This window comes from Enterococcus sp. AZ011, from assembly GCF_050548355.1.
GTDB lineage: Bacteria > Bacillota > Bacilli > Lactobacillales > Enterococcaceae > Enterococcus > Enterococcus faecalis.
Window position 1 is genome coordinate 372,834 of record NZ_CP172959.1, and the last position, 11,966, is coordinate 384,799.

The 11,966-nt window shown below is 33.1% G+C and carries 9 protein-coding genes and 1 pseudogene; 7 read left to right on the top strand and 3 right to left on the bottom strand.

Annotated elements, in window-relative coordinates; all coding sequences use genetic code 11:
• Positions 1-34 precede the first annotated feature (34 nt).
• Entirely contained in the window at positions 35-1,906 is a 1,872-nt protein-coding gene (locus tag IGL36_RS01910; protein WP_002397628.1) for a beta-glucoside-specific PTS transporter subunit IIABC, read from the top strand.
• 21 nt (positions 1,907-1,927) lie between these two features.
• Entirely contained in the window at positions 1,928-3,388 is a 1,461-nt protein-coding gene (locus IGL36_RS01915; RefSeq protein ID WP_002358669.1) for a glycoside hydrolase family 1 protein, read from the top strand.
• Positions 3,389-3,589: 201 nt separating this feature from the next.
• Here the strand turns inward: IGL36_RS01915 and IGL36_RS01920 are convergent.
• A pseudogene (locus tag IGL36_RS01920) lies at positions 3,590-3,913 on the bottom strand (DUF3955 domain-containing protein); the annotation flags it as partial.
• Between the two features lie 391 nt (positions 3,914-4,304).
• Here IGL36_RS01920 and IGL36_RS01925 point away from each other — a divergent pair.
• A complete protein-coding gene (locus IGL36_RS01925; RefSeq protein ID WP_002404697.1) occupies positions 4,305-6,173 on the top strand; it encodes a MucBP domain-containing protein in 1,869 nt (622 codons plus the stop codon).
• A gap of 187 nt (positions 6,174-6,360) precedes the next feature.
• Here the strand turns inward: IGL36_RS01925 and IGL36_RS01930 are convergent, their stop codons facing one another.
• A complete protein-coding gene (locus IGL36_RS01930) occupies positions 6,361-7,230 on the bottom strand; it encodes a helix-turn-helix domain-containing protein (protein WP_002382837.1) in 870 nt (289 codons plus the stop codon).
• An 89-nt stretch (positions 7,231-7,319) separates the two neighbouring features.
• Between IGL36_RS01930 and IGL36_RS01935 the strand changes: the two genes are divergently transcribed.
• Together IGL36_RS01935 and IGL36_RS01940 are read left to right on the top strand one after the other, a co-directional pair.
• The gene (locus IGL36_RS01935) at positions 7,320-8,219 is read left to right on the top strand and encodes an MFS transporter (RefSeq protein ID WP_002397635.1); all 900 of its coding nucleotides are present in this window, start codon (positions 7,320-7,322) and stop codon (positions 8,217-8,219) included.
• Between the two features lie 77 nt (positions 8,220-8,296).
• Positions 8,297-8,557 carry a hypothetical protein gene (locus IGL36_RS01940; protein ID WP_002397633.1) on the top strand — a complete coding sequence of 87 codons (261 nt, stop codon included), beginning with the start codon at positions 8,297-8,299 and terminating at the stop codon, positions 8,555-8,557.
• A 222-nt stretch (positions 8,558-8,779) separates the two neighbouring features.
• Here IGL36_RS01940 and IGL36_RS01945 read toward each other — a convergent pair whose 3' ends face one another.
• Entirely contained in the window at positions 8,780-9,598 is an 819-nt protein-coding gene (locus IGL36_RS01945; RefSeq protein ID WP_002358531.1) for a MurR/RpiR family transcriptional regulator, read from the bottom strand.
• 155 nt (positions 9,599-9,753) lie between these two features.
• On the opposite strand from IGL36_RS01945, the gene IGL36_RS01950 reads away from it, so the two are divergent.
• Entirely contained in the window at positions 9,754-10,461 is a 708-nt protein-coding gene (locus IGL36_RS01950) for an N-acetylmannosamine-6-phosphate 2-epimerase (protein WP_002358533.1), read from the top strand.
• Positions 10,454-11,956: a PTS transporter subunit EIIC gene (locus IGL36_RS01955; RefSeq protein WP_002382840.1), complete on the top strand. Its 1,503-nt coding sequence runs from the start codon at positions 10,454-10,456 to the stop codon at positions 11,954-11,956. The genes IGL36_RS01950 and IGL36_RS01955 overlap by 8 nt, the downstream gene beginning before the upstream one ends.
• Positions 11,957-11,966 lie beyond the last annotated feature (10 nt).

The window sequence follows — 11,966 nt, forward strand, 5'->3', positions numbered from 1 at the left end:
TTGGGCTTTTTCTCGTTCTTAGGAGGGAAAGAATATGGAAAATCAACTGTTAGCGCAACAAATAATTACTCTCATAGGTGGGAGCGAAAATATTTCTCAAAATTGGCATTGTATTACACGTTTGAGATTTAATCTGTTGGATGATGCAAAGGTTAACATGAAAGAAATTAATCAATTAAATGGGGTGATAGGCAGTCAGTTTAGTGGAGGTCAATATCAAATAATCATCGGTGCTAAAGTAGCAGAGGTCTTTCAGGAAATTGATAAGCAATTAGCGAACTCAAATAAAGAAAAGACAACGGATAACAAGAAAAAAATGAATGTCTTAGATACTATTTTTGATGTCATTAGCGGTATTTTTACCCCTTTAATGCCCGCAATTATTGGTTCTGGTTTAATTAAAGGGTTGATGGCTCTGTTTGTCGTTTTTGGCTGGTTGTCTGTGGAAAGTTCATCATATGCAGTATTAAATGTATTATCTGATGGAGTCTTTTATTTCTTGCCATTTTTAGTAGCTATGACTGCAGCGCGTAAATTTAAGACCAAAGAATCATTAGCAGTGGCTTTAGCGGGAATGTTAATGTATCCAACATTAGTAAATGGTGCAGCAGATGGTGCAAGCCCACTATCAATGTTTGGACTATCGATTCCATTAAATAACTATTCTTCTACTGTACTGCCTATTATTTTAGGTGTTTTGTTATTGAGCGTTGTGAATAAATGGATGGATAAAATTGTTCCTAAAACGGTTAATATTGTATTTAGTCCAATGTTATCGTTATTGATTACAGCACCGATTTTATTAGCATTCGTTGCTCCGCTAGGTAATTTTTTAGGTAAATATTTGGAACAAATCTTTACAACTTTATTTAATGTCACAGGACCGTTAGCAGGACTGTTAATGGGAGGACTAATGCCTCTAATTGTTTTGACAGGAATGCACTATGCTTTTTTCCCTGGAACATTTGCCAGTCTTCAAAAGTTTGGGTATGACATTATGTTGCTACCGATGAATTTGGTCGCCAATAGTGCACAAGCTGGGGCTGTTTTAGGGGTCTCTCTCAAATCAAAAAGGGCAGAAACCAAGTCTTTGGCATTTTCAACGTTTATTCCAGCAGTCTTTGGCATTACTGAACCTGCAATTTATGGAGTTACTTTACGCTTGAAAAAACCTTTCTATGCTTCTTTAATTGGAGGCGGGGTCGGCGGAACAATTTTTGGTTTTTTCGCTGTAAAAGCAACCGCATTTTCAATTCCTGGTATTACAGCATTACCAACCTATATTATGAAAAACTCCAATAATTTTATTTATGCTGTGATCGGTTACATTGCAAGTTTTGTTGTTTCTTTCGTTTTGACTATGCTTTGGGGATTTGAAGAAGATGAAAAGGAGGAAACAACGGATAAAAAGACATCTAGTCTAAAGTCAATTCCACAAGAATCGAACCAACCTATTGAGATTTTTTCGCCTATGAAAGGGAGTTTAATTCCTTTAGAAGCTGTTTCTGATGAGACTTTTTCTAGTGGAATGATGGGAAAAGGGGTAGCAATTAAACCATTAGGGGATACGATCTATGCTCCTTTTGATGGTGAGATCACCATGACCACTCCAACAAATCATGCGATCGGGTTGCGTTCGGTTAAGGGGGCGGAAGTGTTGATTCATGTAGGAATCGATACGGTAAATTTACAAGGAAAATATTTTGAGCGATTTGTTTCAGAGGGAGAAACGATAAACAAAGGGCAACCTTTGCTTAGGTACAACCTGAAAGAAATTGTTGATAAAGGGTACGATGAAACAACAATGGTTATTGTCACTAATAGTGCAGAATTTCTAGATATTATTATTACAGGCGATGAAAATGTAGAATCAAAAACATCAAGATTAATGATGTGTATTCAATAAATAAAAAAGGAGAAATAAAGTATGAACGCAAATCAAGGATTTAAAAAGGGATTTTTATGGGGCGGCGCTACAGCGGCCAATCAAATTGAAGGAGCCTATTTAGAGGGAGGAAAAGGATTGTCTACTTCCGACTTTGCAGCATATAAAGATCCTTATGCTTCTGGGACGGTGAACAATTTTACGTTTAATGTTACGTCAAGTGAATTAGAAGAGTATACAAAGCATTCTGAGAAGTATCTATTTCCAAAACGTTGGGGGATTGATTTTTATCACCATTATAAAGAAGATATTGCGTTGTTTGCTGAGATGGGGTTTAAGTGTTTCAGACTATCGATTTCATGGGCGCGAATTTTTCCTACTGGTTTAGAAAATGAACCGAATGAAGAAGGATTAGCATTTTATGATGCGGTCTTTGATGAGTGCGCTAAGTATGGTATCGAACCTCTAGTAACAATGTCTCACTATGAAATGCCAATTGAGTTAACCAAAAAATATAATGGCTGGATTAGCCGAGAACTGGTCTCTTTATTTGAAAAATATGCAAAAGTTATTTTAGAAAGATACAAAAACAAAGTCCGTTATTGGATTACATTTAATGAAATGAATATGAATTTAAACAGTTTATACACTGGAGCTGGAGTTCTGGAAGATTTGGTGGAAAATTCGTTAGAAGCTGCTTACCAAGCATCTCATCATCAGTTTTTGGCTAGTGCATTAGCTGTAAAAGCGGCGAAAGCAATTGTCCCTAATGTTGAAATTGGCTGTATGATCAATCAAATCGAAGCATATGCTCATACGACGAAGCCAGAAGATCAGTTACAGGCAGTAAAATCTAATCAACTGAATATGTTCTATCCAGATGTTCAAGCGCGTGGCTATTATCCAAGTTATATTTACAGTTATTTTGCTGAAAATAATTTGACAATTGATATTGAACCAGAAGATGCTGAAATTTTAAAAAACGGTACAGTAGACTTTGTTGCGATCAGTTACTATATGTCTCACGTGGCTGAAGCAAGAGAGGATGCATCTAAGTTAGCGGGAACATTTGACAGTCCAATTAAAAATGAGTATTTAGAGTTATCACAGTGGGATTGGCCAATCGATCCAATTGGGTTGAGAATTTCTTTAATTAAGTTGTATGATCGTTTTCAAAAACCATTATTTGTATGTGAAAATGGATTGGGAGCAAAGGATGTATTAACCGAAGATAAGAAGATTCATGATGATTATCGAATTGACTACATGAGTAAGCATGTTCAGCAAATGCGTGAAGCAGTGAAAGAAGGCGTTGATTTGATGGGGTATACTCCTTGGGGGTGCATTGACTTAATTAGTTGTGGGACATCGCAAATGTCAAAACGATATGGGTTTATTTATGTCGATCAAGATGACACAGGAAAAGGCAGTTTAGAGCGTTATCGCAAAGATTCATTCTACTGGTATAAAGAAGTGATTGCTTCTAACGGAGAAAAAGTATAAGTCCTGAAAAGTAGCAAGAAGAAAAAGAAAAATGGCTTTGAAAAAATATAGGTAGGAAAATTTTTTATCTCATACGTAAAGCGATTGGGACAAACATCCATGAGAGCGATCGATCTCATGAGTGTTTGTCCCAAATCCTTTTTGCCTATGTTTTTGATAGAAAAAATTCGATTAGATCAAACGTTTTTTCCGCTCTTTTATTTATTTTGTTTGCTCTGCCTTTATCCGAACAAGCTCTATGATAAATCTAATCCCTGTGACTAAAAAGACAATCATTCCCGCAAAAAGGAAAAGAAATCCAATCGGTAAAAGGTAAAAATTTTCGTGTAAAATGCCAGCTGCATCAACATATTCTACTGAATTCATTTTGATGAAAAAACAGGCAAAACCAAAAAATAGTAGAAAACTCCCAATCAATGTGGTAATCATATTTAGTTTTGCTCGTCTTGTCTTACTGCCATCCTGGATTAACTTTTCAGTCATATTATTCACATTACTTCCTCCTAAAATCAATTCATCAAGCGAAGTGCGTCTTCTTTTTGTTAATGGATAAACGTATGATCTAATTTATATTCATTGATCCACCCCGTTCTCTCATTTTTCACTTTTAACAGCTATTTAGAATTTCTTTCGACTTTTTTGTTCGGAGTATTGACATAGGAGCCATTTGCCATTTAACAACAAATTATTTTGCCACTTAAAAAGAAAAGTGACAGATGCATTTTCAACTAAAAACAATTGAGGTCAGAAACTTAAAAGTTTTTGACTTTTTCTTTATATATTTAGAACAATCTTTTGTAAATTATGGGTATACTTTAATTTAGGGGATAATAGTGATATTCAAATAAATTACTACTATCTTAAAGTTATTATGTCTATTGCTCTTTATGTTGTTTTTTAAGGTAGTTTTTATAATTTGAAAAAATTTCTTAATTTGTGTATATTCTATGTAATTAGGGTTAAAAACAAAATAAAATATAATTTCAAGGAGGAAGAAATGATAAAAAAAATACTTTTCGGAGTAGTATGTATTTTTGCGTTTGGGGGAATGGCAATCACTGCATTTGCAGATGATACTCTGCCTATCTATGGTTCACGTATTTGGTTTGATTTAAATGGCAATGGAATACAAGACCAAAATGAACCGTCAGCACCTGCTATTCATTTTGATAAACTAGCCTTTACAAATAAGGATTTGACGGTAGGATTTGATTATCCAGGAAATAATCATTTGAATGCTGGATCTACTACAACCCCTATTAATTCTGCTACAGCTGTTATTGAGCCTAAGTCAGCATGGGTAAAGCAGAATTTAAATAAAGATTGGTCGGAAATAACAGATAAAGCTATGGAAACAGATGATTGGACGGAGTACGAAAGTGTTTCAAAGCAATTTTCTGATGCTAATCCGCTTATGGATAATGCAGAAGTACCATACAGAACAGGTTTTGGGAACCTAAATTTAGCTAACTGGATTGCTCAAAATGTACCCGAAGATAGCTCATACATTAATTACATTTACATTAATCCTAGTCAACTACCAAAATGGTTAACTATTACTGAATCCAATAAAGCAAGTATTGTTAATAGTTCACAATTTTCAGCAGATGGTTTCTATTACTTTGATAATAAAGCTCCTCTCCAAACAGTCAGTGGTTACTACAATTTAGATGGAACATTTACTGAAAGTAATGATACTCAAAATCCGTATGTTCACAGTTATGCAATAGCAAATCTAGGATTAATTCCTCATGCTTCTATAAAACTTGATATGACAACAGAACAAAAAATAAGTAATCCAAATAAAGAAATTACTGTAACCTACACAGTTAAAAATGACGGTACGAGTGATCTTGAAAACATAACTTTATCCGATATCGATTTTCCAGCATTTAATTTGAAAAGTGGAGAAGAAAAGACTTTTAGTGTGGCACAAATACCTAATCAGCAAGGAATTATAAATACAACTGTGCAAGGAGATCTTAATTATTACTATGATCAAGTTTACTTAAACCCCGATACAGGAGAGACTTCAACCACTCCACAAAAACCCATGCATCTATTGACAGTTACTGATGATAAACAGGTAACGGTGACTTACCCGACTACAAAACAGTCAACAATAACAATTCGTTATATGGATGAAGAGGGAAATCAATTAATTGATCCTATTACTAAGACAGATATTGTAGGTAAGGAGTATTCTACTGAGCAAAAAACATTTGACGGTTATCAATTTGAAAAGTTAACAGGAAATGCTTCTGGTGTATTTACAGAGAGTGATCAAGAGATCGTTTATGTATATAAGAAAATTGTAACTCCTCCTGTAAAACAATCAACGATAACAGTTCGTTATATGGATGAAGAGGGAAATCAATTAATTGATCCTATTACTAAGACAGACATTGTAGGTAAGGAGTATTCTACTGAGCAAAAAACATTTGACGGTTATCAATTTGAAAAGTTAACGGGAAATGCTTCTGGTGTATTTACAGAGAATGATCAAGAGATAGTTTACGTATATAAAAAAATTGATGTGTTAAAAGAAGAGAATAAAGCTCAAATTAACAAAACATCGAATACTGAATTTAAAGAAGAAAATAAGGTAAATGATAGCGTTAAAATGGACAATACTTCTACAGGAAAAAAGATTGATAAATCTTTGCCTAGAACAGGATTTAATAATAATTTAGTATTAAATACATTGGGTTCGGCTTTGCTTGTAGTTAGTTTTGTTGGTTTTACTGTTGTATTTGTTATTAAAAGGCTAAAGCAAGACAAATAAGGGATTAATAATTTTTTTAATTACAAACAACGTAATAGTGCCCCAAGTATTAGATACCATGTCTAATTATTTGGGGTATTTTTTTACGACTATACAAAAAAATCCAATACTAATTCTAGAACATTGAATATCAAGGTAGTGCTATACTCTTCAAAAAATTCGATTTTTTAAATTAGTTCTTATCTACTTAATTGACAATAGAGGTATGATTTTTAAAAAAAATTTCTAGTTCTGTTGCGTATTGGGACAAACCAGTAAGTGTTAAAACTTTGTAGATAGCTGTTAATTCTTCCATAGGAATCTGCTTATTTTGTCTGGCTAATAGCAATAAAGTAAAGTAGTGACCAAGAGTTTTTTGAAAAAAATTCTCTGGAAAAGAGGTTTCTCTATTGATGAATTCAAGATAGTTAGAAGCTAATTTATCTTGATTTGATTCAATACATATACTAATAAAGTTTAAGAGAATTGTTAAAATAATACATCGATTAGAAAGCGTATAAGAAGTAAGTTCTTTTTTTAAGATACTGTTAATGAATAATTGATTACTTTCAATAGTATAAACTCGGAGTGCATTTCCATAAACAGATAATTTTAATTTATTCCAAGTTGGTAGCGTGAATAAATAGTTTTGTAATAATTGTTTAGTATCAGGAGGCATAGAAATTAAACTATCGGAGAGCCCAGCAATTGATAAATCGAGGAGTGCTAAAAGTAATGCTTTTTGTTTTTTTGACATCACTTGATTATGATCAACCGATTTTTTTAAGCGGTGTAATTTAGGTATATCTTGTTTTAAGTGAGCCTCACTCCATGCTAAATGAATTAATTGTTCATAAGAGATGTCTGTGGCACCTTTTTTTTCAAGTGAAATAAAAAAATCTATTACATCGATTTTGTTTTGTTTCAAAATAGATAGTAAATCCTCAGCTGCAATCTTATGATACCCCTTTTCAACCTTGGCATAATAGGAAGTTGAAAGAATGGGTTGGCACATTTCACTTTGTGTTAGGCCCCGATTTTTTCGTTCGATTTTCAGTTGTTTTCCAATAGTGTTCATAAAGTTCCTCCTTTTTAGTCAAATACGACAATTTCCCTGTTGTTTTTTCCTTTTTTCTTATAATAACTGCTAGGAGGGGGAGAAATCAAATGAATGTTTTCAGAAAAAATAAAATTTTTCGTCAACTCTCGTTGGCAAATGTTTTATCTATTGCAGGAGATTCGTTATTTTATTTGGCACTAGTTACGTACGCTAGTCAGTTAAAACAATATTCTCTAATTATTTCAATTATTGCTTTATTAGAAACACTACCTAATTTACTAGAAAGTCTTTCAGGTTACTTTTCAGATCAGACAAAGTATCGTTTTCAATGGCTTATAGTGAGTGGGTTTATTCGTGGGATACTATATTGTTTTGTAGGTATTTTGTTTGCCAGTTCATGGCAAGCATGGCTTATTATCTGTGTGACAATTAGTATTAATTTTGTGTCTGATTGTTTTGGAACATTCAGCAACAGTTTAAGAATTCCGATTATTCGTAGAATTTGTACAAATGACGAGTTAGAGGAAGCGTTGGGCTTAACTAACAGTTTTGGTCAAATCATTCGTTTTATTGCACAATTTTTAGGGGCGGCACTGCTAGCACTTGTTTCATACTCTGGACTAGCGTATCTTAATGCAATAAGTTTTTTCTTAGTCAGTGTGATTTTTTTGTTTATTCAAAAATCTATGGATACCTCTTCTGTTGCAACAAATGAAGAAGATGGCGCAAGGAAGAAAATAGAAAGACAATCGTATTGGCATTCTTTGAAAAAGGCAATCAATCAAATCAGATATCAACCCAAGCTATTTCAAATGGTTTTTCAAGTGGGAATAATCAATGGCTTATTGGCTGCATTTTTACCGTTATTACAAATCATATTCGTAGAAAAAACAAAAATGATCATTGGTAACTATAGCTTTACCGTTGCGTTAACTGGAGCAGTACTAACACTTTCTTTAGCCATGGGAGTCTGTTTGGAGTACCTTTATTTAAAAAAGTTCAGTTAGCTACTGTTGTTTTATGCTTGAATCTTTTTATTATCATTTTTCTAATTAGTTGTTTTTATGAGAATTTTGTTGTTATTTTGAGTGGATTGGCCATTATTGGCTTTTTGGTTGGTGTAAGTACGCCCAAATTGTCTGGCTGGTTAATGACTTCTGTAGATTCCCAACAATTAGCTATTTCTGTTGGGTTAATTAATTCTATCTTGGTGATGATGGCGCCATTGGTTATGAGTATTTTTTCTTTGATTTCTAGTTTTCATAGAATACAGGCTTTGATTATTTATTTATTGTTATTAAGTGGTGGTTGTTTAATGCTATCTTATATAACTAACAGAAAATGAACTTTCTCGGCTAACCGTATACAAAATAAAAAAACGATTCGTTTTTATGTCCATATACCCCCTATTATTAAGACAAATAGTATAGTGAGCTTATTATATTGTAGGATATCTATCAAAATAATTTGAGGAATAATGCTAAATAAATAGAGGCAACAAGATACATATTACATATTGTTTATGTAGTATAATCTTGTTGCTTTTTTAATAACTAATTCTAAATTATCACTCAATTCTTTTATCAATAATTGAACGTAAGACTTTTTCTCTTAAATCCAATGAATTAATCTTGTTATTTTGTTCATATTCATGTACTAACAGATCACAAATATAAAGTTGTGAAATTTTTCCAGCTAAAGAACCACCATTTAAAAATTCTTCGATTGCTGTTTGTAAAACTAAATCTGCAGATTTTCCTATCGGTGAATGAATATAATTCGTTATAGCAAGTATTTTTGCTCCATTATTTTTTGCAATTTTTAATGAGTCATAAGTATCTTTTGTTTTTCCAGATAAAGAAAAGATAATAACTAAATCTCTATCTGTTAACAAAGAAGCAACTTGAGCTTGATAATGAGGATCTAATACAGCTTTAGCTTGTATTCCTACCCTCAAAAACATACTTTCCAAATCAAGACTAGTATTTCCACTAGATCCTACACCAAAAATATATAGGCTGCTTGCTTGATTAATAAGTTGGATTGCTTTTGTTAATTTTTCTTCATTAATTAAACAAGAAGTAGACTGAAGTACTTCAATCAAACTTTTAGCAACTTCATCGTGGTATTTACCACTAGATGGTTGTTCTTTTTTTTTGCTAAAATCTTCTTTAGCAATTTCAATTTTTAGATCAGAAAAACCAGAAAATCCAAGTTTTTGACAAAAGCGAATGATTGTTGCATCGCCAACATTCGCTTTTGTTTTAATATCATTCATAGTACTGTAAATAATAGATTCTCCAGAGTTAAGAATAAAATCAGCAACTTTTCGTTCAGATTTTGTTAATAAGGGATAATGTTCATTAATTAAATAAATGTAATTCATAAAATCTCCTCTAGAATGTAATTTTTGTTTATTATACACTATAAAAATTAAAAAACTCCAAAATTCTCCATTTTTCTTGACAACAATGTAAGCGGATGCTAAACTTTTTTTGGAGTAAAAATCCTAAAAAATATAAAAGTGGAGGTTTGTGGAGTTTGAACAAAGCAAAATTCTTAGAAGTAATTTCAGGCGGTTTAATTGTTTCGTGTCAGGCGCTACCTGGTGAACCATTTTATACAGAGGAAGGAGGTTTAATGCCATATTTTGCATTAGCAGCTAAAAATGCTGGAGCTGTTGGTATACGTGCAAATTCTGTTCGAGATATTAAGGAAATCAAAGAGAAAGTTTCTTTACCGATTATTGGCATAATAAAAAGAGATTATCCTCCTGAAGAGCCATTTATTACAGCAACTATGAGAGAAGTAGATGAATTAGTTGCAATTGGTGTGGAGGTAATTGCTTTGGACTGTACTTTACGTAAACGTCATGACGGATTATCTATTAATACTTTTATAGAAAAAGTAAAGAAAAAGTATCCTCAACAACTATTAATGGCTGATATTTCTACTTTTGAGGAAGGAAAGAATGCTTATCAAGCTGGTGTGGATTTTGTTGGTACAACCTTAAGTGGCTATACAAAGGAGAGCAAAAAACAAAATGGCCCAGATATGAAATTAATTAAACAATTAGTACAAGAAAATATTTGTGTTATTGCTGAAGGGAAAATTCATACACCTGAACAAGCAAGACAAATTAAAAAGCTGGGTGTTGCAGGAATTGTCGTTGGTGGTGCAATTACACGACCACAAGAAATTGCTAAAAGATTTGTCGATGCATTGAATAAGGAGGAAAAAGATGTTTAAGAAGTTTTCACAATTAGGTCGCGCATTTATGTTACCGATTGCAATCTTACCAGTAGCAGGTTTACTTTTAGGCCTTGGTGGTGCTTTAACAAATGAAAGTGCAATGAATGCGTATCCAATTTTAGAACAGCCATGGATCCATACAGTATTAAGTATTATGAGTTATGCAGGAAATGCTGTCTTTACTAATTTAGCATTGATTTTTGCTATAGGTATTGCTGTAGGGTTAGCAAACGGGGATAAAGGAACAGCAGGTCTAGCCGGTGGAGTATCTTACTTAGTGTATACAGCAACGATCAGCGGCTTTCTTGCGTTATTTTCTGCTAAAGATGCAACTCTTGATACTGGTGTTGTTGGATCTATTATAATTGGCGGAACTGTTGCATTTCTACACAATCGATATCGGAAAATTGAACTACCGCAATTTTTGGGCTTTTTTGGCGGATCGCGTTTTATTCCAATCATTTCTAGTTTAGCGGCAATTATTATCGGTTCTTTCTTTTATTTAATTTGGCCACCAATTCAAAATGGATTAGCAGTAGTTGGAGAACATATTGCACAAATGGGAAGTCTAGGTACTTTTTTGTATGGATTTTTACTTCGTTTGACTGGCGCAGTAGGATTACATCATACTATTTATCCACTTTTTTGGTATACGTCTTTAGGAGGTACAGAAAGTGTAGCTGGAGTTACTGTTTCTGGTGCACAAAATATTTTCTTTGCGCAACTAGCTGATCCAAACCATACAGGACTATTTACTTATGGTACTCGTTTCTTTGCAGGTAGATTCGCGACAATGATGTTTGGTTTACCAGCAGCTTGTTATGCTATGTATCGTGCTATACCTAAACAAAATCGTAAAAAGAATGGTGGACTTTATTTTAGTGGTGGCTTGACTTCATTTTTAACAGGGATTACTGAACCAGTTGAATATATGTTTTTATTTGTAGCCCCATGGTTATATATAATTCATGCATTCTTAGATGGTCTATCTTTTTATTTTGCTGATATTTTAAATATCCGAGTAGGAAATTCATTTTCTGGTGGATTAATTGATTTCTTATTATTTGGTGTACTCCAAGGAAACGATAAGACAAATTGGCTGAAATTAATTCCTTTCGGAATTGCTTGGGCAATTGTTTATTTCTGCGTATTTACTTTCTTCATTAAGAAATTTAAAGTAGCTATTCCTGGAATGGGAGAAGAGTTGCCAACGACTGCTGAAAATAAATTAAATAAAAAAACATCATTAAATGATGAAGCTCAAATAATCATTAAAGCTCTTGGTAGTAAAACCAATATTGAATCCGTTGAAGCTTGTGCTACTCGTTTACGTGTAGCTGTTGTAGATGGCCGAATGGTTGACAAAGAAACTATTAAACAACTAGGTGCTACTGCTGTTTTTGAAGTGAATGGTGGTATTCAGGCAGTTTTTGGCGGTAAAGCTGATTTACTTAGTCAAGAAATTAATCAAATTTTAGAAATTGAGAATTAGGAGATATCTT